This window comes from Thalassoglobus neptunius (assembly GCF_007859735.1).
Lineage (GTDB): Bacteria > Planctomycetota > Planctomycetia > Planctomycetales > Planctomycetaceae > Thalassoglobus > Thalassoglobus neptunius.
Window position 1 is genome coordinate 36626 of the sequence record NZ_SIHI01000023.1, and the last position, 19321, is coordinate 55946.

19 protein-coding genes and 1 pseudogene are annotated in these 19321 nt (G+C 52.6%); 8 read left to right on the top strand and 12 right to left on the bottom strand.

The window, feature by feature from the left end:
* The first annotated feature begins 48 nt into the window (after nucleotides 1–48).
* From KOR42_RS19600 to KOR42_RS19620, 5 genes are all read left to right on the top strand, one after another.
* A complete protein-coding gene (locus KOR42_RS19600) occupies nucleotides 49–1302 on the top strand; it encodes an SAM-dependent methyltransferase (RefSeq protein WP_146511556.1) in 1254 nt (417 codons plus the stop codon).
* A 46-nt stretch (nucleotides 1303–1348) separates the two neighbouring features.
* Entirely contained in the window at nucleotides 1349–2401 is a 1053-nt protein-coding gene (locus KOR42_RS19605) for an SAM-dependent methyltransferase (RefSeq protein ID WP_146511536.1), read from the top strand.
* 6 nt (nucleotides 2402–2407) lie between these two features.
* A complete protein-coding gene (locus KOR42_RS19610) occupies nucleotides 2408–3217 on the top strand; it encodes a DUF1295 domain-containing protein (RefSeq protein ID WP_146511537.1) in 810 nt (269 codons plus the stop codon).
* Between the two features lie 244 nt (nucleotides 3218–3461).
* The gene (locus tag KOR42_RS19615) at nucleotides 3462–3953 is read left to right on the top strand and encodes a hypothetical protein (RefSeq protein ID WP_146511538.1); all 492 of its coding nucleotides are present in this window, start codon (nucleotides 3462–3464) and stop codon (nucleotides 3951–3953) included.
* Entirely contained in the window at nucleotides 3946–4425 is a 480-nt protein-coding gene (locus tag KOR42_RS19620) for a hypothetical protein (protein WP_146511539.1), read from the top strand. Before KOR42_RS19615 ends, KOR42_RS19620 begins: the two co-directional genes overlap by 8 nt.
* Before the next feature lie 286 nt (nucleotides 4426–4711).
* Here KOR42_RS19620 and KOR42_RS19625 read toward each other — a convergent pair whose 3' ends face one another.
* The 4 genes and pseudogenes from KOR42_RS19625 to KOR42_RS19645 all read right to left on the bottom strand — a co-directional run bounded on the left by KOR42_RS19625 (nucleotide 4712) and on the right by KOR42_RS19645 (nucleotide 8004).
* The gene (locus KOR42_RS19625; protein WP_146511540.1) at nucleotides 4712–5707 is read right to left on the bottom strand and encodes a formylglycine-generating enzyme family protein; all 996 of its coding nucleotides are present in this window, start codon (nucleotides 5705–5707) and stop codon (nucleotides 4712–4714) included.
* A 156-nt stretch (nucleotides 5708–5863) separates the two neighbouring features.
* Nucleotides 5864–6985: an ABC transporter substrate-binding protein gene (locus tag KOR42_RS19630; RefSeq protein WP_146511541.1), complete on the bottom strand. Its 1122-nt coding sequence runs from the start codon at nucleotides 6983–6985 to the stop codon at nucleotides 5864–5866.
* Between the two features lie 177 nt (nucleotides 6986–7162).
* Nucleotides 7163–7288: pseudogene (locus tag KOR42_RS27445) on the bottom strand (integron integrase); the annotation flags it as partial.
* 527 nt (nucleotides 7289–7815) lie between these two features.
* Nucleotides 7816–8004 (bottom strand): hypothetical protein, encoded by a 189-nt coding sequence (locus KOR42_RS19645; RefSeq protein WP_146511543.1) that lies wholly within the window; start codon nucleotides 8002–8004, stop codon nucleotides 7816–7818.
* 224 nt (nucleotides 8005–8228) lie between these two features.
* Between KOR42_RS19645 and KOR42_RS19650 the strand changes: the two genes are divergently transcribed.
* The 3 genes from KOR42_RS19650 (at nucleotide 8229) to KOR42_RS19660 (ending at nucleotide 13243) form a co-directional block, all read left to right on the top strand.
* Nucleotides 8229–8462: a hypothetical protein gene (locus KOR42_RS19650; RefSeq protein WP_146511544.1), complete on the top strand. Its 234-nt coding sequence runs from the start codon at nucleotides 8229–8231 to the stop codon at nucleotides 8460–8462.
* Nucleotides 8463–8614: 152 nt separating this feature from the next.
* Nucleotides 8615–8845 carry a hypothetical protein gene (locus KOR42_RS19655; RefSeq protein ID WP_146511545.1) on the top strand — a complete coding sequence of 77 codons (231 nt, stop codon included), beginning with the start codon at nucleotides 8615–8617 and terminating at the stop codon, nucleotides 8843–8845.
* A 237-nt stretch (nucleotides 8846–9082) separates the two neighbouring features.
* A complete protein-coding gene (locus KOR42_RS19660; RefSeq protein ID WP_146511546.1) occupies nucleotides 9083–13243 on the top strand; it encodes a hypothetical protein in 4161 nt (1386 codons plus the stop codon).
* A 140-nt stretch (nucleotides 13244–13383) separates the two neighbouring features.
* Here KOR42_RS19660 and KOR42_RS19665 read toward each other — a convergent pair whose 3' ends face one another.
* The 8 genes from KOR42_RS19665 to KOR42_RS19700 all read right to left on the bottom strand — a co-directional run bounded on the left by KOR42_RS19665 (nucleotide 13384) and on the right by KOR42_RS19700 (nucleotide 18206).
* Nucleotides 13384–13977, bottom strand: coding sequence for a hypothetical protein (locus tag KOR42_RS19665; RefSeq protein WP_146511547.1), 594 nt, complete (start codon nucleotides 13975–13977; stop codon nucleotides 13384–13386).
* Nucleotides 13978–14187: 210 nt separating this feature from the next.
* Nucleotides 14188–14634: a hypothetical protein gene (locus tag KOR42_RS19670; RefSeq protein WP_146511548.1), complete on the bottom strand. Its 447-nt coding sequence runs from the start codon at nucleotides 14632–14634 to the stop codon at nucleotides 14188–14190.
* A 60-nt stretch (nucleotides 14635–14694) separates the two neighbouring features.
* Nucleotides 14695–14892 carry a DUF6011 domain-containing protein gene (locus tag KOR42_RS19675; RefSeq protein ID WP_146511549.1) on the bottom strand — a complete coding sequence of 66 codons (198 nt, stop codon included), beginning with the start codon at nucleotides 14890–14892 and terminating at the stop codon, nucleotides 14695–14697.
* Nucleotides 14889–15926, bottom strand: a complete 1038-nt coding sequence (locus KOR42_RS19680) for a helix-turn-helix domain-containing protein (RefSeq protein ID WP_146511550.1) — start codon at nucleotides 15924–15926, stop codon at nucleotides 14889–14891. Before KOR42_RS19680 ends, KOR42_RS19675 begins: the two co-directional genes overlap by 4 nt.
* An 11-nt stretch (nucleotides 15927–15937) precedes the next feature.
* Nucleotides 15938–16135, bottom strand: coding sequence for a carbon storage regulator (locus KOR42_RS19685; protein WP_146511551.1), 198 nt, complete (start codon nucleotides 16133–16135; stop codon nucleotides 15938–15940).
* A gap of 21 nt (nucleotides 16136–16156) precedes the next feature.
* Nucleotides 16157–16813 carry a hypothetical protein gene (locus KOR42_RS19690; protein ID WP_146511552.1) on the bottom strand — a complete coding sequence of 219 codons (657 nt, stop codon included), beginning with the start codon at nucleotides 16811–16813 and terminating at the stop codon, nucleotides 16157–16159.
* On the bottom strand, nucleotides 16810–17133 hold the full coding sequence (locus tag KOR42_RS19695; RefSeq protein ID WP_146511553.1) for a hypothetical protein: 324 nt from the start codon (nucleotides 17131–17133) through the stop codon (nucleotides 16810–16812). The genes KOR42_RS19690 and KOR42_RS19695 overlap by 4 nt, the downstream gene beginning before the upstream one ends.
* Before the next feature lie 23 nt (nucleotides 17134–17156).
* Nucleotides 17157–18206 carry a tyrosine-type recombinase/integrase gene (locus KOR42_RS19700; RefSeq protein WP_146511554.1) on the bottom strand — a complete coding sequence of 350 codons (1050 nt, stop codon included), beginning with the start codon at nucleotides 18204–18206 and terminating at the stop codon, nucleotides 17157–17159.
* Nucleotides 18207–19321 lie beyond the last annotated feature (1115 nt).

Below are 19321 nucleotides of genomic sequence, written 5' to 3' on the forward strand. Positions count from 1 at the left end.
TCTCGAGCGCAGAGCGATTAACAACCCGGAAGATCGATTGTGACAGGTATGACCGACTCCTCGAATCCGACAGCCACAATCCAGCAGACTCCGCCACTTGCTCTTTCGAAAGAGAAAGAGACAGCCACTCGTGGAATGCTGCTGCGTTTTCTTTCACAACTAAAGCACGGGCGCATCGAGCTCATTCTGCCCGATGGCTCGCGGCAGAGCTTTGGTGAGTCGGGTGACAGCGAATTGCAGGTCCGGGTCGAATTGCTGAGCGAAGCGTGCTACCGAAAAATTTTATTGGGAGGGAGCTTAGGAGCCGCCGAAGCGTATCTGCAAGGGTTGTGGACAACGGACGATCTCACATCACTGCTGAGGCTAATGTGTCGCAATTTACCGCGAACTGAAGTGCTCGATAACGGCTGGGCTCGGATTGGACGATTTGCTGCGAAGATCGGCCACTGGCTTTCCCGAAATTCGTTTCGTGGGAGTCAACGGAATGTTGCTGCTCATTACGATCTGAGCAATGATTTCTTTCAGTTGTTTCTCGACCCGACGATGATGTATTCCTCAGGAATCTTTCCTTCGCCCGAGGCGACAATGGAGCAGGCATCCGTCGAAAAGATGGAGCGTGTCTGTCGGTTGCTTGAGTTACAACCGGGCGATCACGTCATCGAAATTGGTTCCGGTTGGGGTGGCTTCTCGCTGTATGCTGCCCGCCAATATGGCTGCCGCATCACCACGACGACGATCTCTCAGCAACAATATGATATGGCGGGAGATCGAATTCGCTCGGCCGGATTAAGTGACCGTGTCACGTTGCTACAGGACGACTACCGTACCCTTGTCGGACAGTATGACAAGCTCGTGTCTATTGAAATGATCGAGGCTGTGGGACATCAGTACCTTCCCTCGTTCTTTCAAACATGCAACCAGCTCCTGGTTCCTGACGGAAAGATGGTCGTGCAGGCTATCACTATTCCTGATAACCGGTACGACGAGTACTTCCACAGCGTAGATTTTATTAGGAATTACATTTTCCCGGGAGGGCATCTGCCGTCGATTGGTGCGATGCAGCGAGCCACTGAGCGAACGGGGTTGCTCCTCCAGGAGATGCAGCAGTTCCCAGACAGCTATGCCCGAACGCTCCAGTGTTGGCGTCAGGAATTTGAGGAAAAGCGGGAACAAGTCCTGTCGCTTGGATTTGATGAAAGATTCATTCGAATGTGGAACTACTACTTCTGCTATTGCGAGGCGGCGTTTCTCGAACGGGCAGTGAATGTCGGGCTTTTTGTCTGGGATAAACAGTGCTATTAATGACTCTGTGAGATAAGCCGTTTCCCATCTGTGATATGTGTGATTTATGTCATTTGTTCTACTTCCTCGAATTGCACTCTCCGCTGCAGAGCAGCGTCTCATTCCAGATTCTCTGGTTCGGATGGGGATCCGCCGTTTGTTAATACAACGGCTGCGTGAAATGCGTTTCGACACCCCGAAAGATGCTGAGGATAATCTCCGGAAGTTCCTTGATCAGTGTGCGCTTTCTCGAATCGCTGAGATGCCTCAAAAAGCGAATGAGCAGCATTACGAAGTCTCGGCCAGGTTCTTTCAACAAGTGCTTGGCCCCCACTTGAAGTACAGTTGTTGCCATTGGGGAGATAGTGTCTCGACATTGCAGCAGGCTGAGGAGGAAGCATTGTCGATCACGTGTGAGCGAGCCGCACTTGAAGATGGGATGTCGATTCTTGAACTCGGTTGTGGCTGGGGATCACTCTCGCTCTGGATGGCAGACAACTTTCCTAACTCTCAAATTGTTGCTGTCTCGAATTCGCATCCGCAACGCAATTTCATTGAATCAGAAGCGGAGAAGCGGGGCATCGAGAACCTCACTGTCAGGACAGCGGATATCAGTGAGTTCTCGACATCTCAAGTCTTCGATCGTGTTGTCTCAGTCGAAATGTTTGAGCATGTCCGGAATCATGCAGAATTAATGCGGCGGATTGCGACCTGGTTAAAACGGGACGGAAAACTGTTCGTGCATATTTTTGCTCACAGGAGTCAGCCGTATTTCTTCGAAGACAAAGGGGAGCAGGACTGGATGACGCGCCACTTTTTTACGGGAGGGATGATGCCGAGTGAGGATTTGCTGTTGAACTATCAGGAGTCACTTCGGCTAACAGACCGATGGAGGTGGGTCGGAAAACATTATCAGCGAACATGTAATGCCTGGTTGCAACTCGCCGGTGAACGTCGAGCGGATATCCTACCGTGTCTACAAGAAACATACGGAGAGAAGAATGCGTCAATTTGGTTGCAGCGATGGAGAATGTTTTTCATGGCATGTGCGGAACTGTTCGGGTACCACGACGGCGACGAATGGGGAGTGTGCCATTACCTCTTCGAAAAGTTGGAGTGACCAGCGATGTGGGTGAACGTCTTGGGAGGCAGTGCCGTCGGGATACTGATACTGATGCTCTCGACCTGGGGAGTCAGTGTCGTGCTCCGGAATACCAGCATCGTCGATGTGATCTGGGGAATCGGGTTTGCTATCGTCGCTTTTATCTCGTTGATAATAACGGTCCCGTCAGATCGGACTTCGGTAGGAGACTTCTTCGAATGGGAATCGCCTTCCCGCTGGTTGCTGGTGATGTTAACAACCATTTGGGGGTCACGGTTGAGTCTGCATCTGGCAGTGAGGAATTACGGTCAGCCGGAAGATAAACGGTATGCTGCCATGCGGGCAAACTGGGGTGAGGGTTACTGGTGGAAGAGCCTGTTTATAGTGTTCTTACTGCAAGGGGTTGTGATGTGGGTTGTCTCACTTCCGTTACAGGCAGGTATTGCCCACGCTCAAAACGGCTGGAAGCTGTTTCACTGGCTGGGTCTCGTATCGTGGGTCATCGGCTTTTACTTTGAAGCAGTTGGGGACTGGCAACTGACACGATTTCGTGCTGATCCGGCAAACAAAGGAAAAGTGCTCCAGCATGGGCTTTGGCGATATACCCGTCACCCAAACTACTTCGGCGACTTCTGTATCTGGTGGGGGCTGTTTCTCATTGCCGTTGCGCACGGTGAACATCTCTGGACGATCATCAGCCCTGTTGTTATGTCGTACTTTCTGCTGAAAATCTCCGGGGTAACTTTGCTGGAGAAGTCGCTGGTCAGGGAAAAATCAGAGTACGCCGATTACGTCCAGCACACCAATGTCTTCTTTCCCGGCCCGAGGCGATAGATGAGATTGCGGCAACGCCCTCGCTTAAGAAGATAACGCCCACACAAACAGAAATGTAAAAGACGTTAATCGACAAGCAGCTATTTATGGGCGACCAAAATTTATCGTCGGGCAGGGCGGAGGGCATGCAACGCCGTTAACCTTTTTAGTGTTGTATCAAAAGACGTCTTGATGGAAATGTTGTGATGACGTAAGGCATTGTTGTCACACAAGTTCCTTTGTCATCTCGGAACGGAGTCCGGGCATGTCGCATCAAGACGTCGAAGTCGTCTCTGGCTGGGTCGCGCAGATTATTCCACAAAGCATCTGTTCTGCGCTCTCGTTTCGCAAGGACGTGCGTTGGTCAGCCAGACAGTTTGTCACGGTGATTTGGTTGTGGTCGCTGGCACCGCAAAACACGCTGACGGATCGTTTTGAATGGGCGCGTTCCAAGGCGCTGCGACTGTTTCCGGAGTCAGGTCATGGAGGAGCCAGCTTTCAAGCCTTCATGAAGATGATGCGACGGTGGGGTGACGTGCTGATTGTGTTGCTGCTGGAAGTCATGCAAAGCACCATGCAGAAGAAACTGAGGAATTTTCGTGGTGATCACGGTTTTGCCATGTTCGGGATTGATGGCTCTCGGATTGCACTCCCTCGAACGAAGGCCAACCAACAGCGGTTGACCAAAGGTCTCAATCCGAATTGCTGTAGACACCCGTCAGCTGGCGCTGATCGACTGGTTCGAGACTTTGGCTGAACGACTGCACAACGTCCGGATCCTGCACGGGGACTGGCATCGTCTGGTCTCTTCACCCTCATCGCTGGGACTGTACGGGAAGACCGGAATCGCTGGAGTCTTTCTGGATCCACCGTACGCCCACAGTCTGGCCCGTGTGCAGCAGCTGCTCGGTCTCGCGAATGAAGTCTCAGATCCCGATCGCGGCCGCACAGACTGCTACCTGTGCGACGACGACAAGAGCCAGGTCGACCAGCTCGTCGCGGATGTGAATCGCTGGTGTCAGCAGTCCGGAAGCAATCCGCGACTCAGAATCGCCCTCTGCGGTTATTCGGGCGAACATGACAACCTCGTGAGCGATCACAGCTGGACCAAGCACTCCTGGACAACCCACGGAGGCTGGGCCAACACCAGCAAGAAGAAAGGCACCCGCGGGAAAGAGAATCGATCACGCGAAACGATCTGGTTCTCACCGGGGTGCCTTGGTGAATAGTTTGGAAGTGTTCCAAAAGCCCCGCCGCTGAACTGTGCCTCGAATGCATCTGAGGTGTTTCACAAGTGATAGTGAGAACAGAAACTGACCAATTCCAGACCATGCAATCGAGGAATGACGTCGACGAAAAACTAACAGCGGCGTGCAGGATCGGAGCAGGAAAGTGCATTGACCTGATTGTCGACAATCGTGTCGAACGACGAGATGGTCCAACGGCGGACATCACGGGGCACGGAGTGTTGACTATCCATTGCGAGAAACGCCGCAAGCCGTGCTCCCGTGCATGTCATTGTTCTGCTTTTGGCGGCGAGGTCAACTCCACATCAGCGTCGTCAACCATCCACGCACGATCGTTTTGCTTGAAGATCCGTGGGCGTTTAGTGAGGGTATCATTCTTAGACGTGTCAATCACAAGCCTAAAGCCAAGATCGTCTTCGCGCGGCGTTGCGTGATGACTGTAACCCCAGTAGTCCGTCCGGGGCGCGAGTCGATCATTGTCATCATCTAGGAAAGCGCGGCCATCAGTGAACCCGCCGCCCATGGATCGTGACCCCAGATTGAAGTACGCCCTATTAATTGGACCATCGTTGAGTATGTATTCCGACACATTGCCGATAAGCCCAAAAACGCCTTCCGGTGAGCGCCCGTCTGGACGGGACTTAACGGGTTCTGTCCGTTTTGGTCGCTTGTCAGGATCGTTCCGCATGCGAGCAGCAAAACCGTATTTTATGCCATGCGACGTGTGTGCACGGTCCGGATCCCACTCGTCGCCCCATGGATAATGGCGTGCCTTTCCGTACGCAGCAATCATCCATTCGTTCCAAGTTGGCAGTCGGATCAGGCCAACATTGGGATTTGATTTGCTGGTCCGTTCGGCGAACGCAAAGGCGTCTGGCAGTGTGACAAGTGCAACTGGATGCTCCTCCAGCCCAGGTGGGAATTTTCCGTCTCGCCAAATCGTTGAAGCATCTTCGATCGAGTATGGTATGTCCCCGGTCGAGAACACGCGTCGTTCCTTTCGTTCCCTGATGATTCGGAGTACGTCGGTGTCGTCTTTCGTCTTGTTCGTCGCATCCAAATACGCCCTAAACTGTGCATTCGTCACTTCGGTTTCAAGAACGTAGAAATCGGGATAGTCGATTTTGTGTGATTGAGGTGAGACACGCCGGAAAACAAGGGTTTGATCCGCACCAAGTTCAAGCTCGATAGTGGCGTTGGTTGGCTCCGCAGCGTGACAGGTCAGCACAAGCAGTGCAAAACACAGTGTAAGTATCCGAGTCATCGTTGCCTCAGAGTTTTCTTCATAGCAGAACGTCTGGCATCAGCCGCGCTTCGCCCGAAAGGCGCGCTCCGACTCACTGAGAAACTAACTGATTACAATTCAACTTTCCACGCAAAGCGCAGGTGAAGCGTCGGTCTGCATGCACTTGTTCTGCAGTCACCCACTCTCAGCGAACTCAAGAGTGGCGGGGTGGAAAAGGTCTTCGATCCGTAATCTCCTTCCGGCGAGCCCCTGCTCGTGGGAGTATTTGAACAGGGCGTTAAGGGTTTTCTCGTTACCCTTGATCCCGTAAGGCCAGAAGTTGTCCCCCATCATCTTGCGGGTGTCCTCGATCTCCTTAGCGACCCATGGAAGTGAGATATTGGCCCAACCGAGCTTGTGGAGTTCAGCCAAAGCCAGCCGCTTGGCCTCTGAGTAGGCCCTGCAAACGGCGAGCGGTAGTTCCGGGTGCTTCTCCGCGAAATCATTGCGGATCGCCACCGCGTGCATGATGGGGAAGATCCCGGTTTTGGTGTAATAGGCCTGCTCCGTTCGGCGGAAATCTGGGAACAATCTGCCCACGATCGGATTGCCCTCGACGAAGGCCTTTGGCTCGAGCGCATGGAACAGGGCGTCGACTTCGCCGTTGACCAGTAGTTCGGACTCGTCCTTGCCGGGTGACCCGGTGCTGATGGACAGCCCTTCAGGAATCACATTTTCCAACTTGGAGACCACGCCGGCGGTGTCGGAGCCTGAGTCCTTGGCCGAGACAACCCACTCGACGTCGGTCGGTTTGAGTCCATATTCGTGCTCCAGGATTCCGCGTAGCCAAGTGAGCGAAGTGGAAGAGAAACCCGGGGTTCCAACCTTGCGGCCCTTCAGGTCTTCGGGCTTCTCGATTCCGCGGTCGGTGCGAATGAAGATGCTCTTGTGACGAAAGGTGCGGAGCGGAAAGATGGGGAGCAGGCTGTAGTTCCGGAAGGCCTCGTTGGCATACGCCAACATGAAAGGGTGTAGACCGACTTCGGTGACCTCACGCGTGCGGGGTCCGACGAAGATGTGGGTGTTCAGGTTGCCGATCTTGTCGGGCTCATAGTTGACCTCGAAGCCCTCTATTCCAACTTTGCCATCGGCAATCGGGAGGACGCGGTCGTATTTGTATCCGGCAGCCGTGATGGCATGTTTCCCGGCCTTTGCCTCATTGGCCTGCGAGGATTGAGCGAGTCCGAGGGCACCGGCTCCGGCGGCAAGGCCGGTGGTTTTGAGTAGATCGCGGCGGTTGATGTCCGGTAGGTTCATGGGTTGCTTCGTGGTTGGGTTTCTTGCAGAACTTGTCTATAGATTGATCAACGTATCACCTATCGGCGTCATCTTTGTCAGCCTAACGCGCAGGACGCCAATTGTCGTAAGCCAAATGCTACTCTTTGGTTGCTTCTTTTTCAAGACTTTTGCTGCGTGATAGGATGTTTCATCATATCACTCAACTGGATCACGAGTCAGACCGTCAGCCGGGCTGCGGACACCGCGACCGCCTCGGTTCAAGACGTGCGTGTAGATCATCGTCGTGCGGACATCCTTGTGACTCAGGAGTTCTTGGAAGGTAGGCTTCTTCAGTGCGATGGCTGTCATATTGGACTCCTCGAACTCTGTTCCCTGTATTGAGGACAACTTGGCAATAAAGTCGAGTATGTACAGTACATCCAATGCAAGTCGATTCTCAATCGGACCCATTGTCGCTTGCAAGATCTTCGGCATTTTCATTCGCGATCGAAGCACACCTGGTCACATCGACCGAAGATTGAATTCGAATGGATAGAAGCAGTGACGTCGAAAATACTTCAACGATAAGTTCGAGAGTTCAAATTGCCTTGGATCGCATTTTGCTTTGATGATCTGAAGTTGTTGGTCGTCGATCTCGAAACTCCGCCATACCCGCTTTGTCCAATTCGGTTCGATCCCATTCGGCCACCACGGCATAGAGCTCTCCGACGACTTGCTTCAGCAGATAGGGGTTACACTGCTCGGAGTCTTCATTCGTGGCTGCTAGCGCCACTCAACGAGCACCCAGAGGATGTACCAGTTTCGGAGCTTCCCGTTGGCAGTCCGAACGTCCGCAGGAGCCATTCGGATCACTCATCCTCGTCGAGACGATCGGCCACGGCCAGGAGAGTTTCGATCAGATCGTCAGCGTCGATCCTTCGGGAACGATGCCCCGTCTCAATCGCCTTCTCAAGGGAACTTGCCAAGTCACGAAAAATGTCGGCGATGCGGTGCGATTCAGACTGCTGCCTGGGCTCTGGATTGGTGGTGTTGCTCATCGAGATCTTTCCTTTGTGAAACAGGATCGGAGGGGCAGCACCTCTACCTCTGAAACGAATCGGCAGCAAGTCGATGAGATGACTTTCGCAAGGAAAAAACCTTGCGAAAGTGTCTGAAATGCTTCGCCCATCGCCTTGCTGTTGCTCGGAAGATCGAGGTAGATGTCTCCCACGCAAAGCGCACGAAACCAGATCACACCACCTCAGAATGGGAGCTTGAACCGATGCTCATCAACGCCAACCAGGAGTTCTACGAGACCGACTCCTTCGAACTGATTCGTTTCGCGAAGGCATACCGAGATCTCGGCGATGCTGTGACTGAACAACTGGACGATCTGTTTGACAATCGATTCGATGAAGTCAATCCGAATGCGATCGCACTGATTCGAGAACACCTCGGTGGGAAGAACGAAGAGATCGACGCTGTCCTCGAAGACTACGAAGAACACCGCTCCTGATCACACGGCTCGCGACCGCAGGCACGGAGGCCTGCGCATTCTTTCAAACGCTGTTCGATTCTGAAGAACAGCTCGCGGATTCAAGTTGCTGCCGGGTTGGGATCGAGGTAGGTGTGTGTCCATCACAACGTACCAACCAAGAGAGGATTCCCATGACCACGTTTCTTGTCGCCACGCTTTCCCGCTACGTTCTGGTTGAAGCAGCTGATGAAGTGCAGGCCCGCCAACTGGCTCAACCCGGCCTGGAAGAGCTCTACGACAAAGAACGCGAGCGATTCGGAAACGACTTCCTGATCGAGATCCTGACCGTGAGGCCTGCGACTCAAGAAGAAATCGACCTCTGGAACTGGCACCACGAAATGATCGCCAGCCACGCCTCCTAAAGATCAAGGTCACCAAGAACTCGGAGTTCTCTTGATGATGGGCAAGCGCTGCTTTGAAACAATCTGTTCAATTTCATCGGTCAGGTGAGTTGGCCACGGACTCGGATAACGAGTTCTGAGGCGCCTTCCAGTTAAATGATCTCATCCGTCTCGTCACTGGCGTCAACACTCGGCATTGGGTAGAGCCGCCAAATGAGAACTCTCTGACAATGTCTCGATGAACGGCTGGCTCGATGGTTGCCCCAGCAATCTCAAATTGCAACCAAAGTAGATAAATACTTCTTTTTGGACTATGCGCAATCTAAACTGCACGCAATAATTATTGCGTGCAGTGTGAAGTGTCTTTTTCTTGGGGGGGGTGTTGTGAAAAAAGTGAACCAGTGGACGATGGATCCTGACAATGTCGAATTTGCCGAATTGGTAAACCGGCTTGCGAGCCTCGGAAGTACTCAAGTGGATACGGCGAGCGTTCTTGAGATTTCTCCTGGTCAAGTAAGCAGAATTAAGAGCGGAGAGCGGCACGCGTCACCAAAGCATCTCCGAAAGCTTCGAAAGCGAGTTAATGAACTAACAGAGGAGCGGTCAAGGATGCCAGTTCTTTCTCTCTCCAGCGTAGGGGGAGGGGTGTTCGAGTTGAACCAATCGATTTTGGTAAATCTGGACGCTAGTCAAGCTGTATCCGCGTTTCGAGATCTCCTGTGGTCTCGGGCCGCCGAGCTGAAGATCCCATCGACTCGGATTAGCATCTCGTCGAACGTCACCACTCCAGATGGCGGCATAGATGCGTCAGTAATCGGGGAGGTTGATCCACAGTTTGACGACGAATTACTGGCAGGCAATCCTCGTTATCAAATCAAGACAGGGAACTTTAAGCCTTGGCAGAAGAGTCAAGTTGATCTGGAACTCTTTGGTGCGGAAAAGAAAAAAGCCTTCGCGAATTTGGGATCAGAGATCCAGAGGATGTTGGAAGACAGTGCACGATTCATTGTCGTTGCATTTGGAGTTGACCCCACTGATCGTGAGCTTCGAAAGGCTGAAGAGAACTTTTTACATGCCTTTCGGAACTGTGGGTACCCTCATGCTTCAGTCCAGGTGTGGGGCCAAACGCAACTATTAAGTCTCTTTCGTAGGTATCCGTCGCTGTGTCTTAGCCTTCGAGGTCACGACCACCATGGATTTCGTAGTCATGATTCATGGTCATCCGACGAAGATATGCAACTACTCGAGCACTACAGCTCTGATCAACAACAGCTAATTGACGAACTTCGTCACGCGTTGGAATCCGGTGAAGTGCCACATGTGAGGCTAATAGGTGAACCCGGAATCGGCAAAACTCGTTTCGCAAAGGAAATTACTTGCACGAAATCTCTGTCGCCGATTTCGTTATACGTCAAAGATGGAAGAACACTTCTGCAAAGCTCCTTCCTGAATGAATTGCTCCAAACTGAGGACAAACGAGTTGTCTGTTTTGTCATTGACGAGTGTTCGCAGAAAGACATTGCTGAAATATGGAACATGATGAAACCTCGTTCTAATCGACTGCGAGTCATTTCAATTGATCACGGTCCAGATCATACTTTTGACGACAAAACTAAGGTGATCACAGTCGAACCAGCCAATGAAGAGCAAATCGTTGACATTCTGAAAGATCACGACGTTGGGGAAAATGATGCAAAGCGATGGGCTGACTTTTGCGAAGGAAGTCCTCGTGTTGCTCATGTTCTAGGGGAAAACCTGCGATCCCATCGCTCTGACCTTCTAGTTGCACCAACAACGTCAGAAGTCTGGAGGCGGTTCATCGACGGCTACGACTCGCCAGACTCAGATGCGGTGCAGTTAAGACAAGTTGTCCTTCTTTTTTGTTCACTATTCGAACGATTTGGGTTCTCGCACCCCGTTGGTGACGAAGCCGAGTATATCCAGAAGCTAGCTTACAAATACGATCCCCGAATTTCCCCTTCGGTATTCAAGAGGATCGTTAACGAACTGCGAGGACGAAAGATCATTCAGGGAGAAAAGACGCTCTACATCACTCCGCGGTTGCTTCACGTTCATTTATATCGCGAATTCTGGAATCTTTACGGTGATGAATTTGACATTTCCGGCGCACTCAATGATATGCCTCGTCAGATGTCTCGATGGTTCGTTCATATGCTGAGATATCGGCACGAATGCACGGCTGCGGAAAACGCGATCACTCGGCTCTTTGGACCTGATGGGATGTTCCCGAGCGGAGAATTCGAAGACAGCCAAGACAGTGGTCGGATGATCTCAATTCTTGCGGAAACGTGCCCAAAGCCATCACTCGCGTGCTTGAGGCGAACCATTGGTAGAATGGAAACTGCGGAACTCCGAAAGGTAACACGGGCCCGGCAACAGTTGATTTGGGCGCTCGAAAAACTCGCTGTATGGGAAGAGTGTTTTGCGGATGCTGCAGAGTTGCTGCTGGCGCTAGCTGAAGCAGATCCAGATAATTGTTCAGCCGATGCTAGCAGGAGTTTTGAGGGACTTTTCAGTCTAGTTCCAGGGTTCGGTCCGACTCAGGCAGGTCCGAGCGTTCGAGTGGAGGTTCTTGAATCTGCTCTAAATTCAGAGTCAGCTGTTCGTAGGGAAATTTGCCTTAGAGCTTGCGCCAAAGCTCTCTACAGAGGACCACTCACTAGGATGGTTGGTCCTGAATATCAAGGCGTCAGGCCGAGAATCCAATTTTGGATTCCCGAAACTTATGGGGACCTTTGGAACGCTTACCTTGCTGTATGGGAGCTTCTTGTGGATCGACTTCTCGAATGGAGAGGCGAAGAACGCCGTCTTCTGATTTCTACAATCATCGATGTGGTTTGGTCTGTGATAGACATTCCGCTGCTAACGGATTCTGTTGTTCAAACACTTCAAAGATTAGCTAAAGACGAGGATACGAATATAAAAAGATTGCTTGAGTCGATCCAACAACAGCTTCGATACGAATACCGAAGTCTTTCAGCGGAAACGAAGAAGTCACTCACGACGGTTGTCGAGCAGTTGGAAGGTTATGACTTCTCATCGACGCTCAAACGCTATGTGAAGCATTGGACTCGGGAGGACTTTTACAAAGACAACCTTGAGCCCTCGAATACCTTTAGTCGTAAGATTGCTGAGTTGGCTAAATTGACCCAGAATGATGCAGAACTCTTGAGAGTCGAATTGCCTTGGTTGGTATGTGAAGAGTCGAGTCCGTTGTATTCGTTTGCGTTTAAGATTGGCGAATTCGATCTTGAAAACTCATGGTTTGACGAGATTGTAGAGCAATATGAACATCGGCAAGAAAACGCGACTACGTCCTTTCTAAGTGGATATTTGGCGGGAGTTTACGATCGCGACGTTGACGATTGGGAAACTTTGATTCTCCGTCTTGCCGACAATCCAGCGACCGCCGATCGGTTTTCAGATTTTGTTATTTGTTCGGGGATGACCAATAGGATTGCCCTGCGTGTTGTCTCTCAGTGTCGGAGCGGATTGCAAAGTAAGGAGCGATTGCAGCGTTGGTGGTTCGACCGTCAAATCCAGACACTTGAAGAAGAGGTAGTTCAGGAGCTGATCCGCCTTCAGTTGGAAGATCGCACTGGGCTGTTGTGGGGAAATGCTGTGCAAATGTGCCATCAATTCTATTTCGAGAAGGACAACGCGAAAGTTCTCCCTGAGGATTTGGTTTTCGAGCTATTGTCGTCAGAAGCAATGCTGGATGGTCGAGTTGCGAGCTCATCGAGCTACTACTGGTCGCGATTAGCTAATGCGTTTCTTTCGCAGTTTCCACAACGGAAATGGGAGCTTTTTGAAAGAGTGGTGCGAATCTCGATGGGTGAACAATCAGTTCTTGAAGAATTAGACCTGCGCGAAGCAGCTGTGATTTCAACTATCCTTCGAGAGAATCCCACACGTGCGTGGGGGTGCATTGCTAGAATCTATGATGAAATATCTGGAGTCGAGGAATATCGACTCCAACATTGGTTGGGGGGGGGGTACCGGATTTATGGAGAGGCGAGCGATGGTCCTATTCAGTTCATTGGGGAAGATGAACTGTTTGCGTGGGTTGATGAGGACCTAGAGGAACGAGCAAACTTCTTGACACGCGTCCTACCAAAAACTTTCAATGAATCTAAAGCAGGCCGACTCACAAGAAATTTCGTTGCTAGATACGGAAAAAATGAGAGAATTCGGAATGGACTACACGCCCACTTCCATTCATGTGGATGGAGCGGAAACGCAAGCAACTATTTTCGAGAACTCCGCGAAGATGCGAGAGAGTGGTTGGCCGGAGAAAAAGACAAAAATGTTAGGAGATGGTTAGAAGACTACATCGAGAATTTGAGCAATGACATTGAACGAGCAGAAATTGAAGAGGAACGAGTGGGACTAGACTGACTCGACGAATTCTGCACCGGCCGCATCGATCGAAGCCAGTGATTGATGATAACTCACGCAGAATCTCACCAATCGTTCTCTAAATTACGTTGAATGCGAATCATCCCACATGTCAGATTGAATGCCTCTGTCGAACTCAATCATCGGTTCCTAAACTCCGCCATGACAGCTTTCTCCAACTCCGTCAGATCCCACTCGGCCAGGACGGCGTAGAACTCACCGACAACGTGCTTGAGCAGGAATGGGTCAGTTGGAGGAGCCATCTCTCTCGGCCACTCGTACCACTCGTCGACTTCCCACAGAATGAACCAATCTCGGAGCTGTCCTTTCGTGGGTCGGACATCCGCAGGGACCATCGGAACCATTGCATAGGAGCGGAACCATCCAATGTGGAACTCCGGTCGCACTTCGATTCTCCGAACGAGTCCGGAATTGAATCGCTTGCTCTTCCTGCAATCAAAAAGAAGCGTGTGCCCCGGTCCCGGACGGCATTCGACCTCTTTCCGATCTGCCCGAGCGATCGCGAGTCGTGGTCGACCTTCCTGATCAAACCCGCCCTCATTGATCACATCAGACAGGTGGATCAGCGGATAGCCGTCCGCTGCAGCGTTGTAGATGTAGACCTCGACGAGGCGTTGATACTCCTCCTCGGCATCTTTGTGCATCCGCGATCGGTAAGCCTTCAGCTTCCGTTTCGCTTCGTCCTGATCAAGTGTGATGAGAGTGGTGTTCATCGCGTTTCCTTTCTGAGTAGTTCCCAGGTCGATGGCCAATGTGCCAGGCATCGCAATGGGGACAGGGGTAAATGTTGAGTCCGAAGTCACCGAGCTGCAGCAAGGCCTGCAGCGTCTGCTCGGCAGAATGTTTGGTGTGGCGAATCTTCCGAGTGCTGGGGCTGAACACCGGTCGCCGGGGAGTTCGCTTTTTCGTGAGTGGCGTTCTCTTCATCGATTCCCTTTCGCATGAAACTTCGAAACCTGCATCACGAGAGCCTTGGACGCATCGAACGCTGAGTCTCGGGCCCGCTTGTTGTTCAGAATCGAACTGCACAGGTCGACAACCGATCGTTCCCACATCGAAACCAGAACTGTTTCATCCGCAGAGTGCCCCTGAATGGCTTGATGGATCTGCGGAATCGCCGGACCTGCCCGATGCGGTTGAGCTGACTCCAACAGCGCCGACCACTGAGTTGTGGTGAGCAACAAAGTCATCCACGTCCCGAGCCCATCACTTTCAGTCCCTTCGATGGGCTTGGATTTCTTGCGTTTCCGTTTTGAACGTTTCGGTTTGAGTTTGATCGCCCGAGATGATTCACGCTTTGCCCCCGGTGACTCACCGGGGGTTAAATCCAAACTGGTTTCCGCCTCGATCGCTTCGAGGATCAGTGTCACGCGCTGACGATTCTTGAATCGTCAACAGATCATCGATCACCGGCGGAAACAACGTGCTCATCACTCCTCCTCTGATCGGCAGCCATGTTCTTTCGATTTCCGTAGGCAGGTCGGTCCCATCTGATGCTCGATCGACTGCGGTGTCTTTAGCCGTCGGCCGCACACCAGGCAGTAAGTCACCGGAGGTTCCTCCGGATCGATCAGTGACCTTTGACCGGCGATCAGTTTGCGACGGGGACGTTCCAGAATGGTTTTCATTGGAGGGTTTCCTGTCTGCGACTCAGCTCCTGAATCACGATCTTCTGGGCCGTCGCGTCTCGACGCAGATCGGCGAGGCTGTGGTACATCCTCGCCATCGATTGCAGTGTCTCGTTGCAGCGGACGATCTCGCGGAACTCCGAATCACTCAGTGACTCGACGCGTTCGAGTTGCTGGCGTTGAGTCGCAACTCGCTGCTCTCGATCGAAGTCGAGTTGCTGTTGCTCGCTATTGACCCAGCCATCGGTCGGTTCCAGCCAGGTGCGGGCTTTCTGCACCCGGACGAACAACGCCCCCGGCTTCCAGGAAGGCGTTCGAAGCTGGTCGAAGGCGGCGATGATCGCCATCACGTGGTCAGCGTCGACAAACCGCGATGCGGATCGAATGGCAGCATCGTAGGCCTGGACTCCTCGTCGAAATAACTCCTCCTCCACCTCTTCCCAGCTCGCCGCAGACGCTGACGGAACTTTAGGGGGAGAGGGGGAAGACGCTTCTCTTGTGCGGTTCTCTGGGCGGTTCTTATATGGTGCGAGGGACACAGTGTCCTCTGGGTCGGTCTCAATGTCCTCTGGCTGAGCCACAGTGTCCTCTGGGTTTTTGGTCGATCGTGCACCCGGACGGTGTGTCGCCGATCGATTTTTCTTGCGTGCACCCGGACGGCGTGCTCGCTTTGGTTTTGGCTCCGGACGGCAGCCAAACACCACATCCCAGTTGATTGCGACTTTTAGCAGAGGATGACCTCCTTTCGTCGTCTCGTTCCAGACGGTGACCAGGCCAATCGATCGCAGTGCATCAATGGCCCTCTGAACGGTCTTCGTGCTGAGACGAACGCACGCAGCCATCGTTTCGAGCGATGGCCAGGCTTCCTCCTTTTCTCTTTGGTGATCATCAATCATGCGCAGCACTGAGGCCGCTGTCGCTCGTGAGACGGGACGTCCATAACCGCGGAGGCGCTTCGGGAATGGGTATTCGTTCAACGCCCTCAGTTGTGCCCCACGGTTCCAGTCGAGTCCCTGCTGTTTCCGTTTGGACATTCCCTGTCCTTTCAAGCAGACTCTGCAGCTGAGACCTTCGTGTTCATGCGATCCCAGATCTCCCGACGATGAACGCCGATCGACCTGGGAGCCTCGATTCCCATGCGAACTTTGTCACCGCGAATCGAGACCGCTTTGATCTCGATTCGACGGCCATCCTCCAACACAAGGATGATGTCCTCATCGACGTGTCGTGATAACACAAGCATCGTGCTTCTCCTGATCCAACGTTAAAACAGGCTGGTTTGCCGATGGGCTCCCTGCACGACGACCGGCCTGCGATCGATCGTCATGGGTTGTGGTTTGGGAATCGACGGTTCAGTGATTTCGTTGTTGAGCGTTTCCGAAACCAGCTGGTCGAGTGTCACAATCCTCTGTGGCCGAGCGGAGCAGTCGGTCAGCTTCTTCGACCAGGTGTGAATCAGATAACGACGCTTCGCCCGTGTCGCGAAGACGTTGCCGAACTGATTCAATGGGCCGGACCACTCCAACCCGAAGTCACGGCAGCGATCGAGAAATGTCTCTTGTTCTGGTGTCAATTCCCCCACGACCTCGTTGGTCTGATCGTGTACCAGTAATCTCTTTTGAGTCGGCGCCCTGTGTTGTTCCGTGGGAGCGGGTTCTGCAGTTTCGTCAGATGAGCCATCCCACCACGGTCCGTCTTCAAACTCTTGATCGCCCACAGTGCCCCAGAAGTTCCAGCGGCCTGTCTCCAGGTCGATCGAGAACTGACGCCCGGCCAATTCGGCGAGCTTGGTTCCTCCCCGCGTCCCATCGGGCAGCAACTGCAGCCCGTACCAGCGAAGTCCATGCAGCGACCGAAACGGTTTCATCGCGATCGCGAAACCGGCGTTCTCAAGATGTGACCGTCGATCATCCGGGCTCATGACTCAACATCCTCCCGATGGATCTTGGAAACGCCTCGGCAAGGAAGTCGGCAACTCACTGATGATTCAAAAGAGAAGCTGCCCTGGAGCAACCCCGCTTCGACGGGCCGTTCGAAGCAGGGGTATTTGCTTTGCTCGACAGGGCAGCGATCAAGACAGGAGGGCTGACCTGCCTTGATGATTTCGGCCGCCCGACACAGGCAGCCGCCGACGCCACGCAGCGACGGGTTGAGTAAGAAAGGTCGGTCCGGTTCCGGATCTGGAGTAACGTCCGGACCGACCAAGGCCAGCAACACACCGACCATTGATGAGTTCAACAAGTCCGCGTTTCTTGTCTTCCCGGTTAACCCACAACGCGAAGGACAGGCGGCCCGTCGTTCTTCGGTGGTGGCGGTGTCGACTCCTCTTCTCGGATGAATGCACCTGGCTGCGGAATCTCGATTTTGGAGGCAATCGATGAACCGTTCAGATAGTGCTTGCGAGTCGTGTTGATGGACTTGTGTCCGAGCATGTGCTGCGCAGCCTTCTCGGAGAAGTCGGCCCAGGTGGTGCCGCAGGTCTTGCGAATCTCGTGAAAGCCATAGAACGGCACTCGACGTGATCCCTTTTCCCGATCGACCTGGATTCCAGCCTCGGCCTGAATCGCATACCAGACCTCGTACAACTTCTTCGAGTTCTTCGGACACGCAAACACGTATTCTCTCGGAGCCTGAAGCAACCGTTCGAGATGATCGGCAAGTGCCGCATTGATGGGTTTGTAGTTTCTCGCGCCGTTCTTCTCTGGATCGATCTTCAATCGACCTCTTTGGAGGTCGACCCATTCTGTTTTTAGCGTGAGAAACTCGTTGAGCCTCGATCCGATGTTGTAGAGATACACCAATAGAGTTCTCCACCAATGAGCGGAGTCGATGCGAATCACTCGCAACGTGGTGTCGTCGATTTCTTCGGTCACCTTTCGCGGCCATTGAGCGACCTGGCAGGCTTCGTAAATCGCTTCGATCTCTTCGATGGTTGCCGTAATGACATCGGTGTCCCCAACCAAGGGTTTCTTGCAGTAAGGGACTTGTTGGATAATGCCGAGTGAGTCCGGGCAACGCGGCCCAGGTGGGCCGAGAGTGACAAAGATTGCTTGGATCTCCCGCAGGTATTTCGCGACAGTCGTTGGCTTGAGCGGGTTGATTCCTCCATCCGGAACATGATCGAGGAGCGCCTCGCGAAACCGTCTCAGATCGAGATTCGTCAGTTGTGAGACATCGGGGTTGACGGTTTCTCGCTCCCAGTGATTGAGCGCGGTGTAATAGTCCTCGATTGTGCGTGCTTTGTGCTGACGACAGCGGTGATAACTCTCGAATGCCTCCCGTAGAGTTAACGACGTTGAGGATTTGATAATCATTGAGCGTCCCCTGAATCAAAGAGTCAAGTTGAAATAAGCAATGAGGGGAAGACACGACAAACTCCTTTAGCACCATCTTCATAATGGCGCGGTACAACCCGTGCGATCCAATCAGGGATTCCCCGAATTAGAACAGCGCACACTCCAGTCAATCCGCTCTGACGCATTGATCCAGCGCGTTGAACCAATGCAACGTCAGCAAGGTTGCCTTAAGAGAATGTTGTTGTGATCTCGCAGCATGCGAGTGCAAGAAAGCCCCTGAGCGATGATCGACCTCTTGGCAGAATCGATCACCGCGCAGGGAAAATATGCGATGCCAGGGCTAGGGAACTCCGCACAGCGCATAAAAAATCTCGCCATCAAATTCCGGCCTAACCCGATATACAGGGCTGGACGAACAGAACAAACAATCGTGTACCGTCGTCCCGGAATTCAACGCGAGTAAAGCCGCATTAAATTAAGAGCTGTCAAAAACGCTTTGACTGACGGTATATCAATAAGGCACCGATCAGACTAGCGAGTCGGCGAAACGTGTCAAGCACAACACGTCAGAAAATTCGAATTGCATCGTGGCGCTCGCATTCAGCGCAAAGAAAAAGCTCCGATGCTGCGGGAACAGCACCGGAGCGAATTGTCACATCCCTCTAGCAATGGAGTTGACACGAAGAGTTTAGAGACAAAGTCACGTTTGTCAAAAAATGCCGCTCCGGATTGTGTGAGACTTCCTGGAACGGCGGCACCCCGAAAGTGAGATTTACCATGCTGGAGTGCTCCTTACTTCTATCACCTACCTGATTCGAAGTAAACAGCCCTCACGCTGCGAGGGCATGAGGGCTCTATGGATGCGCAACTGGGCACAAATTGTAGTTGCGTGTAGCAAGAAAGTGCCTCGATGCCGCGCTATCGGCATCGAGGCGATGTTGCCCCATCCCTCTTACAAAGGAGTTGACATGGAAATCTTAGCATCAATGTGGGAGTGGTTCACGACCAATTTGCCAGTCTTTTGTTTCGTGATGAATACCTACTTTCAGTTTCTAGGTGCGTATCACCGACGGCGCGCAACCGACGAGGCGTCAGTGAGCACACTCAACAGTCATCCAACCGAGGCTAGAATG